General features: G+C 34.3%; 13 protein-coding genes, 1 pseudogene and 1 CRISPR repeat array. Of the genes and pseudogenes, 2 read left to right on the top strand and 12 right to left on the bottom strand.

Annotated features, from left to right (window positions below):
- Positions 1-258: 258 nt before the first annotated feature.
- From AAA926_RS08960 to AAA926_RS08935, 6 genes are all read right to left on the bottom strand, one after another.
- Positions 259-1,131 (bottom strand): DNA/RNA non-specific endonuclease, encoded by an 873-nt coding sequence (locus tag AAA926_RS08960; protein ID WP_198180455.1) that lies wholly within the window; start codon positions 1,129-1,131, stop codon positions 259-261.
- A 103-nt stretch (positions 1,132-1,234) separates the two neighbouring features.
- Positions 1,235-2,188 (bottom strand): exonuclease domain-containing protein, encoded by a 954-nt coding sequence (locus AAA926_RS08955; RefSeq protein ID WP_338212340.1) that lies wholly within the window; start codon positions 2,186-2,188, stop codon positions 1,235-1,237.
- Positions 2,189-2,198: 10 nt separating this feature from the next.
- The gene (locus tag AAA926_RS08950) at positions 2,199-3,020 is read right to left on the bottom strand and encodes a Sir2 family NAD-dependent protein deacetylase (protein WP_338212339.1); all 822 of its coding nucleotides are present in this window, start codon (positions 3,018-3,020) and stop codon (positions 2,199-2,201) included.
- 13 nt (positions 3,021-3,033) lie between these two features.
- Complete coding sequence (locus AAA926_RS08945; RefSeq protein ID WP_338212338.1) at positions 3,034-3,669, bottom strand: DUF421 domain-containing protein; 636 nt, start codon at positions 3,667-3,669, stop codon at positions 3,034-3,036.
- 13 nt (positions 3,670-3,682) lie between these two features.
- Positions 3,683-4,132, bottom strand: a complete 450-nt coding sequence (locus tag AAA926_RS08940; protein WP_045927550.1) for a DUF3290 domain-containing protein — start codon at positions 4,130-4,132, stop codon at positions 3,683-3,685.
- Between the two features lie 223 nt (positions 4,133-4,355).
- Positions 4,356-5,102 (bottom strand): PAS domain-containing protein, encoded by a 747-nt coding sequence (locus AAA926_RS08935; protein WP_338212337.1) that lies wholly within the window; start codon positions 5,100-5,102, stop codon positions 4,356-4,358.
- Between the two features lie 165 nt (positions 5,103-5,267).
- Here AAA926_RS08935 and AAA926_RS08930 point away from each other — a divergent pair, with 165 nt between their 5' ends.
- Together AAA926_RS08930 and AAA926_RS08925 are read left to right on the top strand one after the other, a co-directional pair.
- A complete protein-coding gene (locus AAA926_RS08930; protein WP_338212336.1) occupies positions 5,268-6,182 on the top strand; it encodes a proline-specific peptidase family protein in 915 nt (304 codons plus the stop codon).
- Positions 6,183-6,620: 438 nt separating this feature from the next.
- Entirely contained in the window at positions 6,621-7,868 is a 1,248-nt protein-coding gene (locus tag AAA926_RS08925) for a glycosyltransferase family 2 protein (protein WP_338212335.1), read from the top strand.
- 137 nt (positions 7,869-8,005) lie between these two features.
- On the opposite strand, the gene AAA926_RS08920 is transcribed toward AAA926_RS08925, so the two are convergent.
- The 6 genes and pseudogenes from AAA926_RS08920 to cas9 all read right to left on the bottom strand — a co-directional run bounded on the left by AAA926_RS08920 (position 8,006) and on the right by cas9 (position 22,251).
- A complete protein-coding gene (locus tag AAA926_RS08920; RefSeq protein ID WP_198180445.1) occupies positions 8,006-9,091 on the bottom strand; it encodes an FAD-dependent thymidylate synthase in 1,086 nt (361 codons plus the stop codon).
- 237 nt (positions 9,092-9,328) lie between these two features.
- Positions 9,329-10,570 (bottom strand): MFS transporter, encoded by a 1,242-nt coding sequence (locus tag AAA926_RS08915; protein WP_198215927.1) that lies wholly within the window; start codon positions 10,568-10,570, stop codon positions 9,329-9,331.
- A gap of 399 nt (positions 10,571-10,969) precedes the next feature.
- Positions 10,970-15,957: a CRISPR direct-repeat array (repeat unit 36 nt; unit sequence GTTCTAATCATCATTGATCTAACAATCATCTAAAAC).
- Between the two features lie 29 nt (positions 15,958-15,986).
- The gene (csn2, locus tag AAA926_RS08910) at positions 15,987-16,655 is read right to left on the bottom strand and encodes a type II-A CRISPR-associated protein Csn2 (protein ID WP_338212334.1); all 669 of its coding nucleotides are present in this window, start codon (positions 16,653-16,655) and stop codon (positions 15,987-15,989) included.
- The gene (gene cas2 / locus AAA926_RS08905; RefSeq protein WP_034978821.1) at positions 16,652-16,957 is read right to left on the bottom strand and encodes a CRISPR-associated endonuclease Cas2; all 306 of its coding nucleotides are present in this window, start codon (positions 16,955-16,957) and stop codon (positions 16,652-16,654) included. The genes csn2 and cas2 overlap by 4 nt, the downstream gene beginning before the upstream one ends.
- Positions 16,935-17,847: pseudogene (gene cas1 / locus AAA926_RS08900) on the bottom strand (type II CRISPR-associated endonuclease Cas1). Before cas1 ends, cas2 begins: the two are co-directional and overlap by 23 nt.
- Before the next feature lie 222 nt (positions 17,848-18,069).
- Positions 18,070-22,251 (bottom strand): type II CRISPR RNA-guided endonuclease Cas9, encoded by a 4,182-nt coding sequence (cas9, locus tag AAA926_RS08895; protein ID WP_338212333.1) that lies wholly within the window; start codon positions 22,249-22,251, stop codon positions 18,070-18,072.
- Positions 22,252-22,305: the final 54 nt, after the last annotated feature.

Raw genomic sequence — 22,305 nt, 5'->3', positions numbered from 1 at the left:
CAACCTAATTTGCTTCATTAAAATTCGTAATTATCTTATCATAAGCAAGCTTTTTTACTAATTATTCGTATTTATTAAGCAAATCACTAATTATGAACTTAAAAATAGTTTTATTGTTCTTGTTTTATAATTTTGCTTTAGAGAAAAAAACGATATTAAATCTTACTATCGCTTATTTTAATCTCTGTATATATTAATTAATTTTTTATCCGAACATTTGACTATTTTTTTAATATTATTTTTGCCATTAGTCAAAAACTAGTAATTATCTTTCACAAAAATCTCATGATCAACTTTGGCCCGGCCATTATTATAGTTAAAGGAATAACCAGGTTGAACGTTAAACAAATAGACATTAAAATCAAGCTCACCATCAGTCGACACCGCTTGTAAATTAATTCCCCGGGCCATTAATTCTGTACCCCGAAAAATAGGCGTAGCTTGATAAATCACTTTTTTATTCTGTCTTAGTGCCACACGAACGCGACTCTCAAACATTGTTTGAATTCTTTGATTGGAAAAAGCGGACTGTGTGAACAGATTTTTGGGGTTATTTTGGTCGCCCGACAAATTGCGCGGATTAAAATCACCTGCAAGATCAATGCCTGCAGAAACTGAATAAGCTATCAGATGTCCTCGATTATAAATTTGCGTACCATTGCGGCGGTTATAATGCCAACCAGTCGGCTCAACGAATTGACGGACCCTTAGACTGTCATTAGCAACATTACGTTTTTGCAAAAAGGCCGTATTAGAATGAGATGTCCGATTTAAGCTATCTAAGTCGGAATAAATAACTCTGTTAACGCGCCAGGCATTTTTGATTAAAGTTGAATGGTCATTATTGACTGTTATGTAAGACGAACCACCACTTTTAAAGTTTAAATTAGCCAGTTTTTGGTAATCTTCATGTGACAGACCACCATAAACCTTGTTGGCGGGTTTAGCCTTACTAATTTTATTACTTTTCTGCCGGTCGCTGCGGGTGATCCTGTTCATTGTTTGGTGCCCGCTTGGGTCTGAGCCACCTTTGGTAGAAACAAACCACAACAAGAACAGGATAATAATAACTATTGCCCAGAAATCTCCGTTAGTTGTTTTAGTTTTTCGTCTGCTCCTCCTGCGTGCCATTCACATTGCTCCTTGTTTAATAATAATTAAGTATAGCTAATCGAACTGTTGTTTGCAACAGGAACAATAAAAAAGCAAGGTTGATAATGCCCTGCCTCTAATTTTAACTTCTGGCCCACTCATCCAGCATATTCAAAAAGTAGCTTTCGGACAAGCGCTTAATCTTGCTACCAGCATGATTATATTCCTTTGCTTTCAATGTTTCCGGATTATTTTTACTAAAAAAGCCATCATCACTCATGATTAAATAGTCTGTATCAGCTTTGACACCAGTTTGGGCTACCCCATTCATATTATTAACCATTTGAGCAGCTTCAGCGCTGTTCATTTCGATCTCAGGAGCAAAAGCAATCTTTTTATTATTAACCGGATTACGAAATCCTAATTTCCAGACTTCCAGTTCTTCCTCCAGCAAATCAATGTTTTTCAGTTTGCCTTGCGCTTCTTGCAATAGTTCAGGCGTAAAATGCTGGCGAAAGTCATCATAAACTTTTTTAGTATCAAGTGAGTCTGCCAAGCCATGGTGCTGTTCTACTTGTGCAATCCCGGCACGCTGAATACAGTCCAGTAAACGATTATGCTGCTGCGGATAATAAACGCGTGCTAAGCGCAATACATCGACATAATCGTTACTTAACTTAGGTAAATGAAATTTTTGGGTCAAATCATACAAAAAATTCAGATCGAAATTGACGTTATAGCCAATGATAATATCGCTACCAATAAATGTGCGAAAAGCCGTCATTGCTTCTTTTATCGGCTTGCCTTCATTAAGAAGCATCTCTTCGGTAATACCATTTAACTTAGTGATAAAATGCGGTACATGATTTGAGCGCGGATAAACAACCAGTTGACCAAACTCATCTACTACCTGGTTGGCTCGGACTTTAACTGCACCTAGTTCGGTCACATGATCGCGATAAGGATTTAAGCCGGTGGTCTCAATATCAAGCATTGTATAGTCGGAAATAAAATCAGGCCATTCTTGACCCTTGCCCCGAATCTTATCCTGGACGCCAGAAACATGTAGTACGCCGTTTTTTATATAAATACTCATAAAAAAATAGTTACTCCGTCACTAAACTATTGATTAAACTTGCTGCATCCGCATTTGTACCGGCGCTGCGTTCCTGAATTTCCGGTAATAAATTTTCCTGTTTAAAGTCAGCCGCCACATAGGACCATTGCGGAAATTCTGCTACCAAATGTTCAATTGGTTCCCGTAATTGTGGGCTCGTTTCGTCAACTCCTAATTCCAAAAAAACAGTGTTTTTATCTTCATTACCGGTTAAAAACCAGCGGAAACGAGTGTTAGCTTCAGTATCTGGATAAAAATGCTCATTAAGTGGCATGTGTATTTCCAATGGTTGACCACATACTTCGCATTTTGGCACCAATTTTTCTATGTCTTCATCCGGCTTTTTCCCAGCAATTTTTTGGATGACACTCTGGCAATTTCGCAGTCCGTGATTAATTCCACTCGAACATTGCGCTTTAGTCCAATCGCCAAAAGCATTAAAAATACGGTTAGTGTTAAAGCCCGCATTTTCAAAAAAGTGACCAAAAGTTGAGGTAGCAACGAAATATGGTCTATGTCCAATTAACTGCAGAAGTTGTTTTAAAGTCTGACTAGGATGATAATCAACGGAATATTTTTGAATAAGGTTTGACCATAACTGCCACTTTTCTGACCAAGAGGAAATGTGCTGATCAAGCGCAAAGCCGACTGAGTGAACACCATACTTTTGAACAAGTCCGGGAAAACTCTGCTCAAAATCTTGCTGACCCAGCAGATCAAATCCTTCAATTTTAGCTAGGCCGTTGCCAGCAACAACAACTACAACTGCCGCATTTTGCACTAATTCTCGTGCCTTATTCAAATTTTGCATCTAATTCTCTTCTCTATTTTTGATTGTAACCTGTAAATGAAAGCTTCCCATCTTCAATTTCACCTAAGAAAATGTCACTGGCATCATTATAACCAGCTTGCTTCACTTGCTCTTCTAACCACTTATCGTCCTTATTAATAGATTCAAGCACATCTTCATTGATTTGACCATCATTAATTAAAGGAAAACGGACATTTTTTTCATCCTTTTTAATAACTGTCAGCTGACCATTCTTTTCAAAGATGCAGTTCTTCACTTTATCAACTGAATAAATGCCTTGACTGCGCAGTTTAAACATTAATTCATTTGCTGAAAGCCCAGCAGACAAGCAATTGCGGGATAAAACCTGACCATCTTTAATTATCTGAATTGGTTTACCATCAATTAAGCTGCGGATAAAGTTGCTGTGTTCTCTGGCAAATTTTAGGATAAAGACCACTAAAGTCCAGACAATCAAAACCAGCAGAAACTGTAATACGGAAATATTGGCATTATAAATAACGCCTCCAATAATACCACCCAAAACATAGTTTTGCAGTTGATCCAGAGCCGTTGTGGGAGCAATATTGCTCTTGCCAAACACATTTATTTGAAAAATTAAAGTTAACACACCTAATACGAATTTAATAAAAAGCTGCGTATAATTCATTATTATTTTCCTCCTAATTCTTTACGTCGACCGTGTGGTTAATCACGTGGGCCTGCTTTAAAGAATATGAATTGTTATCGTCATTTAGTTCCAGTTGATAGTCAATGTCTTTGGAATCAACTCTGACAATTAGACCGTTTTGCAAAGTTGTAGAACTGACCATGACGTCCGAAACCGGAACCTTATGATCTTTAGCAACTGATTTAATAAAAGGCGCAATCTGCTCGGATTGGGATTTTACCACATTGGTTTGCACGTATTTTTCGTATTGAGTTCCCATAAATAAAAGCAAAAACAAAAGTGCAATAATGCCCAGGTCTCGGTAGCGTGTATCGAATCTATGCCTGAGATAAAGAACTGTAAAAGCAATCATCGTTAAAGCCGCAACCGCAATCAGTACATAGAGAATGGTTTTACTTGTATTTTGATTTTGCTCAATATATTTAAGTGTGTAAAAAGTCATGACATAATTACCTCTATAAAAAACAATTTATTCTATTTTACTGTAGTCAATACTTTTTAAGAAATTTAATATTAACTAACTTAATTATTACCAAATATAGCTAAAACATTTAATTCCTCCCATAAGCTTACTTCAACTGTGTTTATAAGCCCACCTATTATCAGTATAACAAAAAAGTAGTTAGAACCTGTCTAACTACTGCTTATTAATATTCAATTTATTTCTAGTTTTGAGAAGCACCTGTTGCTGCATCAGACTCAGTTTCTGCTTCAGCCTCTTCTTTTGCCGCTTCAGCTTTAGTTGACGCACCTGTCTTAGCATCAGGTTCTGAATTGCGTCTATATGTCGCACCGGTTGTCGCATCCGGGTCAACGACCAATTTTTGTCCTGTAGTTTCACAGAAATATTTTACTAATGGATAGAGATCTTGTACCCATTCATAAATACCGGCATAATTGCCCTCATCATCTTCAACGCGTTTATAATAATGCAAAACCAGTTCTTTAAGATTTCCAGTAGGTACTGGCATATATACAGTATCATGCCCACCCTCTTTAGTGCGCAGTGCATGAACAACTTTTTTAGCTTCCGGAATTACATCACGCACATCTGGATGAACTTCACCCATTGTGTTCCCTACTTGCGCAGGAACTCTTTTGGCCTTCATCTTCACATTAGGATCAACCGGACGATTGTACCATAAGAACTGGTTATTATCATCCACAAAGGTTAGTTCTCCAATCGTGTTGCGGAGCATCCAATTTATTTGGTTAACTGTTAATAACCCACTATCAAGCTTGACATAATCATCTCCTGTAGCAGCGTGAGTTTTTTCTGCAGCTTTGTCAAGCCAATCCGGGTCATTTTTATCAAGTCCTTCTACTGTATAACGGCTTTCGCCTTTTGCATCAAAATCTTCTTTTAAATACTCACTAGCATCCATATCTTTTAGCCATTTGGGTTCAGCCATTTTGGTTCTCCTTAATGTTCATCTAATATAATAAATTAATTGTAACATGGAAGCTTTTAATTTAAGGCATTAATTTAAATTTATTTTCATTTTTGGGATTTGTTTTTCTTTCCATTATAATGAGCTAAAATAGAGACTAGTTGATAACGATTAAAGGAGAAAAATATGAAAACAGGCACCAAAATTATTACGCTGGATAATGGCTATCATTTATGGACAAACACTCAGGGTCAAGGCAAAATTCATTTACTGGCTCTACATGGAGGTCCCGGAGGAAATCATGAATACTGGGAAGATACTGCCGATCAATTAAAAAAGCAGGGCTTGGACGTGCAAGTAACGATGTATGATCAGCTTGGTTCCCTTTATTCTGATCAGCCCGATTATTCTGATCCGGAAATTGCTAAAAAATATCTAACATACGAATACTTCCTGGATGAAGTTGACGAAGTACGTGAAAAACTGGGTTTAGACAATTTTTATTTGATTGGTCAAAGCTGGGGCGGACTTCTGGTACAAGAATATGCCGTAAAATATGGTCAGCACCTGAAAGGAGCAATTATTTCCTCAATGGTGGATGACATTGACGATTATGTTAAAGCAGTGAACCGTCGCCGCCAAGAAGTTTTGCCCCAAACTGAAATTGACTTCATGCATGAATGCGAAAACAATAACGATTATGGCAATGACCGCTACCAAGAAGATGTCAACATTCTTAACATTAACTTTGTTGACCGCAAACAGCCGTCTAAGTTATATCACCTAAAGGATATTGGGGGTTCTGCTGTATACGAAGCCTTCCAGGGTGACAATGAATTCGTAATCACTGGCAAACTAAAAGACTGGCACTTTAGAGATCAACTCAAAAATATTAAAGTACCAACTTTGTTAACCTTTGGCGAAAACGAAACAATGCCAATCGCTACGGCTAAAATTATGCAAAAAGAGATCCCTAATTCCCGTTTAGTTACAACTCCTGATGGTGGCCATCATCATATGGTTGATAACCCTGATGTTTATTACAAGCACTTAGCAGACTTTATCCGTCAAGTTGAAGCAGGGAATTTTAAAGGAGAATAACAAGTCCGAATATTTTTATGTAAGTAAAAGTACCCGAAAAACAAGCACGCAACTGCTTGTTTTTTTGTTCACTTAAAAAAAGCTTACGTACTAATTATTTTTTGTAAGCATAGTGACTTTTTCACTATATTTTAATCCTATATAAAATAACAGTTAACAGGAATAAACCTTTTTTAAAAAATAACAATAAAATATTTTGCTTCACTTATGAATTGACAACAATAAAAAAACTATATGAAAAATGAAATAGTATACTTTTTACATATTTAATTTTTAAGTTTTCCGTGATTAAAGCAATGCCTATAAAGGTATATATTTTTTTATTAAAGTTTAAATTTACAAATTTAAAAGGAATATATTTTTCGTCTAGACCAATTCATGTTATTATAAACTTGATGTATATTTAGAATATGGAATAAATAACTTGGAGAAAATAAAATGAACTTATTAATAGTCATCATTTTAATTTTGGGTGGCTGTTCGTACATTTTTGATTTAATTTGGACTCTTTATCTGACATTTAGCAATAATGTAAAGCAAGATAATTACGGTGACCGCTGTCGAGATTTCGATACTATGTTCTTGTTAATCCCAGCAATGAATGAATTTCAATCCTTACGAAAAAACATTCCTTATTTAATGGAATTACAAAAACAATGTGAGAGTTTTATCAAACTAAAGCTGGTCTTTATCGATGATGATTCTAGTGATGGTACCACTACTTTATTACAAAAATATGCTTATCATCCTAATGTCATAGTTGTACACCGCGTAAAACCTAATGCTCAACAAGGTAAGGGGCCAGCCTTACAGGATACAGCCAAACGCATTGCCAAAATGAATTTTCCTGAAGAAAAAACCATAATTGGCGTCATAGATGCTGATAGCCACTTAGATGCAAATTACTTACGGCAAGTCGTATATGCTTTTAACCATTCTAATTGTGATTTGCTCCAAACAAGAGTAAATATTTATAATCTGGAGCATAATATCGCAGCAATGCAAAATTTTGAATTCACTATTTATAATTCTCTTTTACAAATGGCAAGAACTGATTGGGGTTCATCTTTAGCTTCCGGCAATGGTCAATTCATGACCTTAAAAATGACCAATAACGTTGGCTGGTCATCATCATTATTGGAAGATTGCGAATTCTCCTTAAAAGGCTTATTAAAGGGTTACCGAGGTACTTTCTTAAATACCGTTAGCATTGGACAAGAGGGCGTTACAAAATATAAGAAGCTGATCAAGCAACGTACTCGCTGGTGCCAAGGCGGTTTTCAATGTTTAGGCAAATATAGCAAAAAGATTATTGAATCTAAATCTATTCCTTCAATGGTTAAAACTTTTGTATTACTCTTCCTGCTTATTCCAGTATTTTCAATGATCACAACACCAGCTTCCGCAATTTCACTCATAGTTTTACTGCTGTATGTCAAAACGAATGCCTTAATTAGTTTTTCAATTATTGCAAGTTTGCTAATAATAGAATATTTGACAAATACATTGTTAATACTAAAGCAATGGCGCGAAGCTAAGCTTGATGAGCCTTTGAAAATTTCTTATTTGCTAAAAATATTGTTTTTGATTGATTTTTACAGATGGTCGTTAGCCATAGTTCCATATAAAGCTTTGGGACGAATTTTAGTTGGCAATCAGTCTTGGTCAAAAACTTCTCATGATTAACATGGCAAAAAAACGGAATTAGTTTATATTTTTAAATTCTTACATTCAAAAAGACTAATAAATTTGAGTTTTGACAACCCAATCTATTAGTCTTTTGCTTTCTGCAAATTTTATGTAATTAGCCTCAGTTAATTGTCTTACTGTTCTCTATTTTCAATGACTCTTCTAAATTGCAGCCAGCTCTCACTAAGATTGGAAGTCAGTGAGCCAGCTGCCTTATCTGGAGGGCAATCAGCATGCTTTTCAAGTAAATCGGTCACCTTTTCTTTTAATGCAGGAAATTTTTCCCAGTCACTGCTTTTAGCTGACCATGCTATATGTTCAAACGGACTCATATGCTTTTCAGCAAGCAATCTTTTACCCAGATTTGAGCCATTTCTGTTTTTCATTTTAGAGCGGTCATGATAAGAAATCCTGGCACATTCTGAAGCCGATTGCAGAAGCACTGGCTCAAGCCTTTCCCATGATAACAGATCATTTTCTTCAACCTCGATAAAGGGAACATGCAATACTCTATTTTTCAGCGTTCCATACTTGGGACTTGCTTCAAGAACCGCTTTTATCAAAATTGCTGTAGCTTCCATTTCCGGCTGGACGCCAGCAGCGATTCGCAAATCCAGAAAATTTTGCCAGTAAGTTGACGTTACCAGAGTTTCATGCCACATCCATGGTTCAATCAATCTGTTGCAGTCTTGTTTATGAGCATCATTCCATGAAGCTGGAACTGCATCATTTTTATATGCTTCATCATACTTGTCAGCAAATTTTTCCCAGTCACTAGCTTCTGCATCGTAAGGGACTTCTTCTTCATTCATTAGCTGTCTAAACATACCCAGAACGGCTTCATCTCGGCAGTGCAGCCAATTTGCAGTAGATCTTTTTGCCCTTTTCGAATCAGCAAATGGACCTGTCATACCCTTGTGATTAATAGTCCAGAGTGGAATCACTGGTTGCTTCATTACTGGCTTGACGGTAGTCTTTATGCTTCTGGCTCTGGAAGAGGCACTGTTTCTGCTGAAAACCCTGTGAGTATTCCATTCGGGAAGAATAAATCTGGGAAACCTGACAATCATAGTTGTGACTCTGTCTGGTGTAATTAAGTTTTCATTCTCAGAAAACTCTCTGTTGATTGAATCTTTTACAATTACAGCAGAATAGCCTCTAAGAACTGGATCCTTATACCTTGCGCAGATGGTCTTGGCACCATTTTGGGACCAAGGCATTTTGCTCTTCTTCCACAATCACTGAAGACCAATCTGGTTTAACTTCACGACTATTATCATGCACTGTAGTCATTTATATATCTCCTCATTAATTTATTAAGTCACAGACTATAATCATTATTAATCTATCTACGACTTTAAACAAATGACCTGCATATATAACCAAAAAAGAATTTTTAGTTTCCCAACCTGCCTATAAATTCTTACTTTTTACTATTTTTTCCCAAATTTTTGATGCTAAGGCTTGCCATCATGCTTGATTTCAGGTGCCAGTAAAAAAATGCTAATTACTGTAACTAACAAAAGTTCAATGGCTGAAACTCCAATGCCTGATCTTGAACCTATTTTTTTAGCAACTAGGCCGCCTAAAAGATAGCCTAAAGAGTTTACTCCAATCAGCACTGTTTTATAGATACTCGTTACTCGTCCAAGGTATTTTTGTTCAACTTGCTGTTGCCTATTCGTGATGATACTAATATTAATAATTGATTCAATTATAGAAACAAATGCAATGGCCAGAACCATTGTTGGTACATTTTGATCCAGCGCAAAAAGGGCACGAAAAAGAGCACCTGCAAAAATTAGCAATACAAACAATAGATTAAACTTAATGTGCCTATTCAACCAATTGACCACCAAAGTACCAATTAAGGCACTGACAGCTGCAATCGCTGAAATTATTCCAATATTTTGAGAGGAAAGTTTTAATTGCGTACGTAATATTATGAGGCTGTCATTATCAAAATTAGCTGACACAATATTAACTAGTGCAGCTAATATTAACGGATACAAAACAGAACTAAGATTAAGGGTATATTGCAGACCTTCCTTTATATCTGTCTTTACCGTTTTAAGTGCAGATTTAAGAGCTGTAAAGCCGGTAAAAGCAGTAGATTTAGTTTTCAGGCTGATCCTTTTTTCCAGTAAAAGGCTAATAAGGTAGAAAACTGCACAAATAACAATTAAAAGACTATGCGAAATATATTGATATAATATTCCGCCTACAATAGGCAATGCAAAATTAGCTGCATATTGTATGCCATAAATCAGACTGTTTAATTCTGAAAAATCCTTCTTTTCTACTAAAAAAGAAACAAAAGTAATTTCTGACACCGTATTAATTGTGTTTGTCACGCTGACGACAAGTGATACCGCATAAATAATTAAAATCATGCAATTCACTGTTAACTGGAATGCAAATGATGCAGAAAGAACCAAGTAGCTGATTAATCTAATCAAATCACTAAAAATGAGAATCTTTTTAACATCCAATTTATCCGTTAAAGCACCTGCCGGAAGACCTAAAACCAAAATTGGCAATGTTTCAATAATAGAAATTATTGATAAGTGAATACCATTTTTAGTAATATCAAGAACCATCAACGGCAATGCAAATGACATTAAAGAGCTGCCCAAGTTATCGGTGATCACTGACAAAAGGTATAGTTTGTTGTTGTTACTTTTTAGTATGTTTTGCATTTGAACAAATAGTAACCCTTCTTTATTAGTGTCAATTTCTTAAAGTATTAAAAGTAGTATGTACTGAGTAACCAAAAGTCAATGTCATTTCTTTAAGGCATGAGCTAGATATTCTCTCGGACTCAGTCATTCAGTTTTTCCTTAATTCTTTCTTTGTTATAGTAACGTAATATATTGCGCAATTACTTTATTAAAGAAATTATATTTGGCTTTCAATTTTTTAGCGTAATAGACTGCTTATCTTTATCGAAGTCTATTGCAAACTCTGTAAATAGCTCATCTGGGTTTATTTCTTTCAGCACTTTTCTAGGAATAATAGCCGCCCTAGAATTGCCTTATTTCTTTAATTTGACTGACTTTTTCATTTTAAATTGCTCTTTCCTTAACCCAATTAATTATGCTCTAATCACTATTAATCTAACAATCATCTAAAACAAGGTAAACCAATTTTTCAAAGTCATGTTTGTTCTAATCATCATTGATCTAACAATCATCTAAAACTAGTGCATTGGACCAATCGCCACCAAGACTGTTCTAATCATCATTGATCTAACAATCATCTAAAACAGCATCATTACGTTCTCTCAAAGCTTCAATGTTCTAATCATCATTGATCTAACAATCATCTAAAACCGGCTGACATTAATGAAGCTTTAAAATGTGGTTCTAATCATCATTGATCTAACAATCATCTAAAACGGAGTTAGATACGTCATGGGTGCTGCATCAGTTCTAATCATCATTGATCTAACAATCATCTAAAACGTCCATGAAGTCGTTTCTGGTTTCTGATTTGTTCTAATCATCATTGATCTAACAATCATCTAAAACGGAGATAAACTCGGTTAATAAAGTTTCATCGTTCTAATCATCATTGATCTAACAATCATCTAAAACGTGTAACACCTTAAATCTTTCTATAATTAAGTTCTAATCATCATTGATCTAACAATCATCTAAAACCATTTTTATAATTATCTAACATTTTTATTTGTTCTAATCATCATTGATCTAACAATCATCTAAAACAAGCCTTTGACGATAAGGACAAAGTAGAAAGTTCTAATCATCATTGATCTAACAATCATCTAAAACATACACCGCCCCAATTTCTGTAAAGCCGTTGTTCTAATCATCATTGATCTAACAATCATCTAAAACTAACAACAATTGGCCATATGTCATGGTCATGTTCTAATCATCATTGATCTAACAATCATCTAAAACACATGCCAGTTAATACAAAATCAAATACCGGTTCTAATCATCATTGATCTAACAATCATCTAAAACGAGTTGTAACTTTGAAAAAGTACGTTGTCGGTTCTAATCATCATTGATCTAACAATCATCTAAAACCAAGCGGTCGATTAAGTGGCTATAACGGAGGTTCTAATCATCATTGATCTAACAATCATCTAAAACTAATACATCTTTTAATTCATCTTTACTGTAGTTCTAATCATCATTGATCTAACAATCATCTAAAACTATACATTGTTCGACCGTCACTCTCCAGTTGTTCTAATCATCATTGATCTAACAATCATCTAAAACAACTATTGTGATAAGAAACTTTGGGATAACGTTCTAATCATCATTGATCTAACAATCATCTAAAACGGCCAAGCAGTTGCAGTGGCACTTATATACGTTCTAATCATCATTGATCTAACAATCATCTAAAACTGTTTGCATTGTCCTAAAAAATAGCGTAATGTTCTAATCATCATTGATCTAACAATCATCTAAAACTTTAAGTTTGCCACGATTATTGACTGATAAGTTCTAATCATCATTGATCTAACAATCATCTAAAACTTAACGTTGTAACAAGTGAACAAGTCGGCAGTTCTAATCATCATTGATCTAACAATCATCTAAAACTGCCACCTTGTGCGTTGGCTTGTCAACCACGTTCTAATCATCATTGATCTAACAATCATCTAAAACAACTCTTATAGTTAACGTTACTTAATACATGTTCTAATCATCATTGATCTAACAATCATCTAAAACTGATAACCTTGTCAACCTTAACACCGTTGCGTTCTAATCATCATTGATCTAACAATCATCTAAAACGTTTAATCTGACCAGCAGTAGAGTTTACTTGTTCTAATCATCATTGATCTAACAATCATCTAAAACATTCGTCTGATGTCAAAGAATGGTGGCATGGTTCTAATCATCATTGATCTAACAATCATCTAAAACTCGTAAATTACTCGAGCTCTTAATGTTTCAGTTCTAATCATCATTGATCTAACAATCATCTAAAACAGGATATCGCAGCATTTCCTAATACTTCCAGTTCTAATCATCATTGATCTAACAATCATCTAAAACTTAGGTCATAATTTTCTTCTTCATTATAGTGTTCTAATCATCATTGATCTAACAATCATCTAAAACAATGTCACTAAAACATTCAATATTATTATTGTTCTAATCATCATTGATCTAACAATCATCTAAAACTAGCACAAATGCACATGAACATTACATAAGGTTCTAATCATCATTGATCTAACAATCATCTAAAACTTTTGGGTAAAAGCTTTCTTAAAAGCTGGCCGTTCTAATCATCATTGATCTAACAATCATCTAAAACTACTCATAGGTTAGTTCACCTCGCTGGTTAGTTCTAATCATCATTGATCTAACAATCATCTAAAACGTTTTGTTGACACGGTTTTCTTGTTTTCTAGTTCTAATCATCATTGATCTAACAATCATCTAAAACTTCTTGGTGGCGATAACTTCAGTTAAAAATGTTCTAATCATCATTGATCTAACAATCATCTAAAACTATGGATCGATCGCAATTATTTTTTCTGGCGTTCTAATCATCATTGATCTAACAATCATCTAAAACTTCTACAAGCTTAATTAAAGAGCTAGAAAAGTTCTAATCATCATTGATCTAACAATCATCTAAAACCTTTGACGGACATGAAATAACTGACAAAGAGTTCTAATCATCATTGATCTAACAATCATCTAAAACTTCTTGGTGGCGATAACTTCAGTTAAAAATGTTCTAATCATCATTGATCTAACAATCATCTAAAACTATGGATCGATCGCAATTATTTTTTCTGGCGTTCTAATCATCATTGATCTAACAATCATCTAAAACGTTCACTAGCACAAAATGCTAGGAATAGCAGTTCTAATCATCATTGATCTAACAATCATCTAAAACTGTGGAACCCTGTTATTGCTACAATATCTCGTTCTAATCATCATTGATCTAACAATCATCTAAAACCACCTATTCAGGATAGGTTTTTTAATGCTGGTTCTAATCATCATTGATCTAACAATCATCTAAAACTATGTGTTGCTTGTTGCGTAACGATATATTGTTCTAATCATCATTGATCTAACAATCATCTAAAACTAAGTTATAGTTATTTTTGGAAAACAGAAAGTTCTAATCATCATTGATCTAACAATCATCTAAAACTAACTTGCTGTTCAGCAATTAATCTGCCCTGTTCTAATCATCATTGATCTAACAATCATCTAAAACAGCTAAGTACGGCTTTAAAGTCTTCTTTGGGTTCTAATCATCATTGATCTAACAATCATCTAAAACTTAATGGTTACTATAATAACCATAAAAATAGGTTCTAATCATCATTGATCTAACAATCATCTAAAACCTTTTTTGAGAGCGTCAACTTTTTTATTAAGTTCTAATCATCATTGATCTAACAATCATCTAAAACAGGACTATCCTTCTGGTCAACGTGTTGATGGTTCTAATCATCATTGATCTAACAATCATCTAAAACCCAAATTAGTAAAAGTTCTGCGAATTGTTAGTTCTAATCATCATTGATCTAACAATCATCTAAAACCATTGGTATCATCTGTTTCCTCAGAAGTTTGTTCTAATCATCATTGATCTAACAATCATCTAAAACGCATCATCAATCACTTCAGTCATATAATTTGTTCTAATCATCATTGATCTAACAATCATCTAAAACGAATACAAATCCAGGAAAATAAGGAAATTGGTTCTAATCATCATTGATCTAACAATCATCTAAAACCAGTTTTTAAAATGCTATCTATTAGCATTTGTTCTAATCATCATTGATCTAACAATCATCTAAAACCACCAACTAGCAGGCTTTTAAGTCTTTCCTGTTCTAATCATCATTGATCTAACAATCATCTAAAACTGCCGATTTACCTTATGGGATAACAAATAAGTTCTAATCATCATTGATCTAACAATCATCTAAAACTAGCAATGGATGATACACAGGACGAAAGAAGTTCTAATCATCATTGATCTAACAATCATCTAAAACATAACAATAATAATGTGTATTAAATTTAGCGTTCTAATCATCATTGATCTAACAATCATCTAAAACAGAATTGTAATCGTTCTGGATACTGTCCAGGTTCTAATCATCATTGATCTAACAATCATCTAAAACTGATCGCTTTGACGTTAAGTTAATTGATGAGTTCTAATCATCATTGATCTAACAATCATCTAAAACTCATAATCAATACATTTCTTAAATCTAGAAGTTCTAATCATCATTGATCTAACAATCATCTAAAACTGCTTATAGCAGCTTCCGCAACTCTTATTTGTTCTAATCATCATTGATCTAACAATCATCTAAAACAAGACTATCCTTCAGGTCAGCGTGTTGATGGTTCTAATCATCATTGATCTAACAATCATCTAAAACTGTTTTCACGCTTTCATTAATTAGCTAATAGTTCTAATCATCATTGATCTAACAATCATCTAAAACTGTTAAACCGTTGTAAAGACGCAATACAGAGTTCTAATCATCATTGATCTAACAATCATCTAAAACCATTAATAAATAAGCCATACAGCTTAATTAGTTCTAATCATCATTGATCTAACAATCATCTAAAACTACTAGTGCATGAAGCTATTAGATCATTGCGTTCTAATCATCATTGATCTAACAATCATCTAAAACACATCAAAGGTGAGATTGATACAGAGCAGTGTTCTAATCATCATTGATCTAACAATCATCTAAAACTTGGACTAACTGGCTATTCACCACTTAAAGGTTCTAATCATCATTGATCTAACAATCATCTAAAACTTTTGATTGTATGGAATTTTGTCATTGTCAGTTCTAATCATCATTGATCTAACAATCATCTAAAACGCTTACCTTGAATGTATTCTAATTTTGAACGTTCTAATCATCATTGATCTAACAATCATCTAAAACTTTGGCAAAGTATGTATGCTCAGTTGCTATGTTCTAATCATCATTGATCTAACAATCATCTAAAACCAATGGCTTGTTATCCCAAAGCTTCTTGTCGTTCTAATCATCATTGATCTAACAATCATCTAAAACCGATGTTTTATAATCTGATTTTAATATTGCTAGTACCAATCGATTAGATCTTTATCAATATAATAAAAAGGTATGTCTTTAGATATTGCCAAATTTTCTCTTGTTGTGAATTCAATTACAACCAAAATTAAATTCATTTCTGTAACAAGACTAGCTAACTCTTGCCACTCCTGTTCTTCCAAGTAATGAGCTACATTACAAATAACAGGAACTGATTTTAAATTACACGCTTGGTGAATTTTTAAAACTGTTTCTATTATACCATATGGACTAAGCAACATTGATTTATCTATATGAATTTCTGTAAATTTAAGTAATTTTTTTAAGTCTTCATCAAAATTAATTGCTAAAGGTAAATCTTCAAGTAAAAGTGAATCCTGCAAGGTTGATTCTAAATCATAAAAAGACTTAATCATTTTATTACGATTTTCTTCATCTAAATTTTTTAGATAACTACTTACAATATGAGGCATATATTTTTTAGTGATATCTCCACTAAGTAGTGGGTCGCCAATAAAATCAAAAGTTTTACTTACTTCAAGGGGACTATAATCATCTTCTGAACAAATTAACATCTTGTTTTTTCCTTGAAAGCCTTGAATTATATCACGGTATACAATTGGGCTTTGTAAACCAATGACTTTTATTCCAGGATCATTAAATTCCCATTTTTTATGAGTTGAATAAGTTAAAATCATAAAATTACCGTCCTATCTGATGTATTACGCACATCATCAATTGGTTTGCCAAGTAAAAAATGCATGTCATTATATTGCTTTTCCGTAACCATTAATGACTGGACTAGACCTCCTCGAGGTAAAAACTTCCTAATACGGTTTTCCAAAAACTTAGCGGTTTGTCTAGTAACACAGACTCGAACATATACTGAAAATTGCACCATTAAAAAACCTTCATTAATCAGCTTTTTATGAAATTGGCGATATTCTTTTCGTTCTTCTGCCGTTTCTGTTGGTAAATCAAACATTATCATTAAGCGCATTATTCGGTACCTCATTGGTCAAACTCATCTCCATTTCTGGCAATTCCTTACTATCCCCACTTAGAAATTTTAGACATTCTCGCACATAAACTGTAATAGCATTTGTCAAAAGCGTCTTTTTACCATTAAACTTTATTTCTAAACTTAAAAGTTCAACTAAACCATACTTAATATCTGGCGTTAGTTCCTTAATCTTTTCGTGGGCTTTAACCCAATAATCAACAAATGGTCGAAAGGGTTCCATTAAATCCGAGGCTAAATTAAATTGGTTTTCCTGTGAACAGTGATGAATGCCAAAATATGTCAGATAGCCATTCATTACAATTTCACGGTTAAAACTAGAAAGCAAAATAGCATAACCATAATCTAGTGCTGCATTGACTGCACTGGTATCACGTCTGACAAAATTTTTATCAAATAAAAGCATAAAGTATTTACGCGCTGCAATTGCCTCCCGATTACTTTCATCATTAATTTCCAGCTGATCTAGTTCATTTTGAACATCATCTTTATCCAAATGATAATTTTCTAAAACTGCAATCTGATTTTTTGATCTTTTGACTAACAATCTTTGTCCACAGTAATTCTTTTAAATGATCATCCCAATTAAATTGTTGCGTTAATTTAGCCATATTCCTTGTTCCCGGATAATAAACAGCAGTTTCGACTACTGGATTTCCTTTTTCATCAACAAATATAACTTTGGTTTGGTTCTGAGCCAACTTACTAATGAGGGCACTTGTAATCACTGCCTGTGTGGTTGAAACGAGCAATAAATTAACATCTTCAATTGGTATTTGGTTTATGCCATCACGAGTTTGTACAATCATCATTTGCATCGAATATGTCAATTTGGCGTGCTGTGTGATGATTACTGATCTCCATCCCATATTTCCTCCTTGTATTTTTAAAAATAAATGTTATACTATAGTTGTTGGTTAGCTACCAACGATCTAATCATTATTGATCTAACAACCAGATTTAAAATCAAACGATGTACTTTTGTACAAGTTTCAACGCGGTATTATTACCGTCCTGCCTCAGCTCTATAGCGGAGGTTTTTTTTATGCACAAAAATAGGGAATCGGATTATTGCGCTTCCCTATTTTTGTTTACAAATCAGCTATCTTAACCCGTTTTTCAAAAAGTCCAGTTGGTGACTGGAAAATTAATACTGCATTAGATGACAAAGTTATACCAGATGATGACTGCATTTTACCAAATGGGGTTTTAATTCCAATATTTTTTAGATCCGGCGTTACTAAATTATCGTGTAAGCCATTCAGAATATTGGTTAAAGTGATTTTTTTATCATTAACTGCCAAATCAAGGAACTTTGCTCTACCCAGATGCAAACTATTTCTAAACTTGTTCACATCAAATAATGGTAAATACTGATTAACTTTTTGCAAAATCTCATCATATGCTTTTACTAGTAATTGGTCTTGATCTTCGCCTTTTTTCAAGTTATCGGTCACTATTCGCATAGTTTCCTGAGAAAGAGTTAGTTGCTTAGCATTTGTTTCATATTTTGCAGAATATAACATAAATTTTTTGTCACCGTCTAAGACAACTTGTTTAAAAGGCACATGATCCTTTACTACTCTAAAGCCTTTAACACCACGCTTAGGCTTACCTTTGTTATCAAACATGATCTGAGGCTCAAGTACTTTGTGGAGCTCTTCTTGATAGTTTCCTTGTTCTTTAGCCTGTTTTAGGCTTGCAAGAGCGCGCATTGGAATCCCAATAACTTTATAGATAGATTCTTTTGCTTTCTCAATTTTGACAATTACCATATATGCATCAGTGTTACCGCTATAGCCACCGTAAATTTTAGGATCAAGTCCATTACCTTTAGGAATCAGCTTTCTAGTCTTCTTGCGATCGCGATTTCCCCGAGGATAAATAGTCATGTTGAACATACTACTATTTTCAGTCGTAGTTTCTCTTGAAACCAGCATGTACTTATAATTGTATGCTTTACGTAATTTATCAAAAATATCTGGATGCTTATAAAAGACTATTCGATCACTATTATTTTCTTTAATTTCTTCTGGAGCTTTACGCTCAGAATTATCCTTTCGCAATAATGGCCACATAAATGTGAAGCCCTTGAAGTGTTTAATCAAATCCTTCTGCAAGTCCGGATCTTGACTGAACTTTTTATACTTGCCATAAACAAAATATGGACGATACTTAGGATAAACCTGGTACAAAAAGTTGCCACAAATAATTGAAAGGTAGGCATCAATGGCATGGTGATAATCATTGACGTCACGACTCTTATACAAGTTTAGCCGTTGACGCAGAGCGGAGTTATCTCCAGCTTTAACAGTAATAATTTCTGCGTCTGGATATTTATTTTGCAAAATAACTGAGACTAATTTAACTATTTGACTAGTTTCTACCAATTGTCTGTTAATAAAACCAGACTTTTGAAATTTATTTAACCTATCTGGGTCGAGTAATAAGTTACCCAACTTATGTTTATTTATGATGCCAGACTTTTGCCAGTGTTTCCACATTTCACCAACCGTCATTTTCAAGTCTGAAACATAATTATTGGCAAAGCGCTTATAAGGCACATCATCTGATTTTTCTGCATTTAAGGGAGTAGCAGTTAAAACTCTATTATCAAAAGAATCATCTTTAATAAATGATTGTGGCAAAATATGATCAATCTGATAATTTGTCGTCACTTCATCAATATTTATTTTCTTACCAGTGTATGCGTCACGACCTGTCTGCATAAAATACAAGAAGTACTTATCTTTAAGCAATTTACGGCTGGTCATTGCTTCCTTTAAGCTATCAGTTAGTTTCTGATCTACTAATTGGTCAGCGGTTTCTTGATATGCCTTGAGTAGTTTAGTACCACGAATATGCGACAATTGGGGATTTTTATCTGGATCACGTGTAAATTCAATTGCGAATTGTGCGGGTTTCTTACCACCTGCTGCTTTTACAACATCAGCTACTACTTTGACGACCTGCCTTATAGCTTTTTTGTTAGCTGGAGAAGTATAGGCGTCAGCCAAAATCTCTTCAATACCATTTTCCTGAGTAACATCCTGGTTTTCTTTAGCAATTGCATCTTTAAAATCTGGTTCTGTCACAATTTGCATAAAATTCTTTTGACTAGTCCATAGTTTATCCATAATGTTATGGCCTTTTGTGTCATGCAATTCTATTAGCAATTTGCGCGATAATCTTCCCCAGCCTTGCAAGCGCCAAGTTGAAATAGCTTTAAACTGTTCAGGTGTTAACCATTTAAATTCAGCATGCAACTTATCTTGAAAGATCTTTTTATCTTCAAAAATAGATGAATACTCAATTATTTTTTCAAAGTCTTTTTGATATTGTGGATCTGCTAATTCCTTATCAAACACATGTAAGCTTTTGAGGTGATAATAACTCGCAAGACTTGAATTAAATTTAGTTGGATCCGCCAGCCCCTTAATTTCTACAGTTGGCAAATGCCAATTATTTTTTAAATAATTGATTAATTGATCACTTTTAACGTTTTTATTCTCTTTGAAAAGATCGTTAAAAATTCGTTGCTTGAGGCCTATACTGATTTTCCTATCATTAACCTTAATATTATTAAGCTCATTTAAAACTTCAAATCTTTGATAAAGCAAACTATTAGCAGGCAAAACATCTTCACCTAAAAGATAAGTATCTTTAATAGTCATGCGCTTAATAAACTTGTTGGCAGATTCTTGCCGGTCTACTTTTTGTTCAAAATTCCAGGGTGTGATCTGGCCATCTTCTTTTCTGACCATCCAGGCAAAGCTCTTACCGGAAGTTTTTTCCTGTTCATCAGCTGTAATCATCGGACCTACATAATAAGGTACTCTGAATCTAACCAGTTCATCTAACTTGTAAGGTGCTTGTTTACGGTGATCTTCTACTGGGTTTTCTGTAGCTAAGAATGGATAATATTTGCTTTGATTAGCAATAATCTTATCCAGTTCGATTTGATGCAGCTGAAACGGAATTACACCATTACTGTTTGTTCGCTGCTTAGGCATGAAGTTATCCGTTGCTATTTCTTGCGCAATTTTGCGAGCCAGCTCAGAATCATTCAGATTATTTTTAATAGTTTTATAAAAATCTTCTTTAGTTAAAGTTCCATCCTGCTTAAATTCTGTTTTAGCTTCCAGCAAATGGCCATGTCTGTTATTAACGTATAAATCATAGGCTAAAAGCAATTTTTTAGCTATACTGCGATCCTGCAAAGTGTCGACATAAGCTTTTAACAACCTATAATCTTGATGATGTTTGTCATACTTGGCCACCATTGACTGTGATAAACTCTTGTTTTCATCTACTATTGTGCTCAATGTAATTGCACTAAACAGCTTTTTAATTTCGGCAATAATAGTCTGATCAGTTTCATCAAGATCTGGCAGCAACGCATCAAGCTTATCATCTGCATCTCCATCAGTCAGCTTGAATTCCCATTGCGCCTTGTCACTTTTATCGATTTCTTTGCCTAAGATAGATTCAAATTGAGTTTTGTAGCCCATGATGGCGTTAGCAATCTGCTTGGCTACATTTTTTTCTTCCTTAGCAGTTGAATCAGTTAATAACTTGGCAATTTTTTTGACCTTGTCCATCTTATAAACGGTCTTTTCTGCATCTTTACCACGTATAACAGCCTCAATCTCGGCAGCGTTTGCGACATTTAATTCAATGGGATCTTGATCTTCAACTATCTTTTCCGCAAAAGCATTGTTAATATTTGTTAAAATGGGTGCTACTTCAATTTTGGAAGCTTCAAAATCTTTAACAGAAGTATCTTGTAAAAAATTACCACGATACTTAACAATGTGGTGTATTGCCAAAAATATTTCACGTAAATCAAACTGACGGTCTTGCGTCATCAGTGCGTCACGCAAATGATAGATCGTAGGATATTTTTGATAAAATGCCTGATCTTCCTTAGCTGTTGGAAACACAATTGCATGATACTTTTTGCGATCTTTATCCAGCGGTGAAACCCATGATTGATGCAGGCGCACAAAAAATCCCGGATCTACCTTAGCCATCGGTTCCGCAAATATTTCTTCCAGCAATCTTAAGCGCCACTTTCTGCGCTTGAGCCGTCTTCTAGTAGTTCTAAATCCCCGTCGGTCAGCAGCAGTATGTCCTTCTTCAAATAAATGTGAGCCAATTGCTGTTTTTCCTCTGAGCTTTAATAAATTATTTTTCTTATCAGTCACGGCCCAGCCGCAAGAGTTGGTCCCGATATCGAGACCTAAAATATAATCTTCATTAATCTTGCTCATGATTTTTCCCCTTCTAAGTATTCATTACTATAAGAATACCCCATATAACAGTAG

Origin of the sequence: Lactobacillus juensis (genome assembly GCF_036246285.1) — a bacterium.
Taxonomy (GTDB): domain Bacteria; phylum Bacillota; class Bacilli; order Lactobacillales; family Lactobacillaceae; genus Lactobacillus; species Lactobacillus juensis.
This window is presented reverse-complemented; position numbering and strand designations above follow the sequence as displayed.

Bases quoted from the DNA above. Each gene is read 5' to 3' on its own strand.
- AAA926_RS08960 (WP_198180455.1), bottom strand. From the start codon at position 1,131: ATGGCACGCAGGAGGAGCAGACGAAAAACTAAAACAACTAACGGAGAT.
- AAA926_RS08955 (WP_338212340.1), bottom strand. From the start codon at position 2,188: ATGAGTATTTATATAAAAAACGGCGTACTACATGTTTCTGGCGTCCAG.
- AAA926_RS08950 (WP_338212339.1), bottom strand. From the start codon at position 3,020: ATGCAAAATTTGAATAAGGCACGAGAATTAGTGCAAAATGCGGCAGTT.
- AAA926_RS08945 (WP_338212338.1), bottom strand. From the start codon at position 3,669: ATGAATTATACGCAGCTTTTTATTAAATTCGTATTAGGTGTGTTAACT.
- AAA926_RS08940 (WP_045927550.1), bottom strand. From the start codon at position 4,132: ATGACTTTTTACACACTTAAATATATTGAGCAAAATCAAAATACAAGT.
- AAA926_RS08935 (WP_338212337.1), bottom strand. From the start codon at position 5,102: ATGGCTGAACCCAAATGGCTAAAAGATATGGATGCTAGTGAGTATTTA.
- AAA926_RS08930 (WP_338212336.1), top strand. From the start codon at position 5,268: ATGAAAACAGGCACCAAAATTATTACGCTGGATAATGGCTATCATTTA.
- AAA926_RS08925 (WP_338212335.1), top strand. From the start codon at position 6,621: ATGAACTTATTAATAGTCATCATTTTAATTTTGGGTGGCTGTTCGTAC.
- AAA926_RS08920 (WP_198180445.1), bottom strand. From the start codon at position 9,091: ATGCCTTGGTCCCAAAATGGTGCCAAGACCATCTGCGCAAGGTATAAG.
- AAA926_RS08915 (WP_198215927.1), bottom strand. From the start codon at position 10,570: ATGCAAAACATACTAAAAAGTAACAACAACAAACTATACCTTTTGTCA.
- csn2 (WP_338212334.1), bottom strand. From the start codon at position 16,655: ATGATTTTAACTTATTCAACTCATAAAAAATGGGAATTTAATGATCCT.
- cas2 (WP_034978821.1), bottom strand. From the start codon at position 16,957: ATGCGCTTAATGATAATGTTTGATTTACCAACAGAAACGGCAGAAGAA.
- cas9 (WP_338212333.1), bottom strand. From the start codon at position 22,251: ATGAGCAAGATTAATGAAGATTATATTTTAGGTCTCGATATCGGGACC.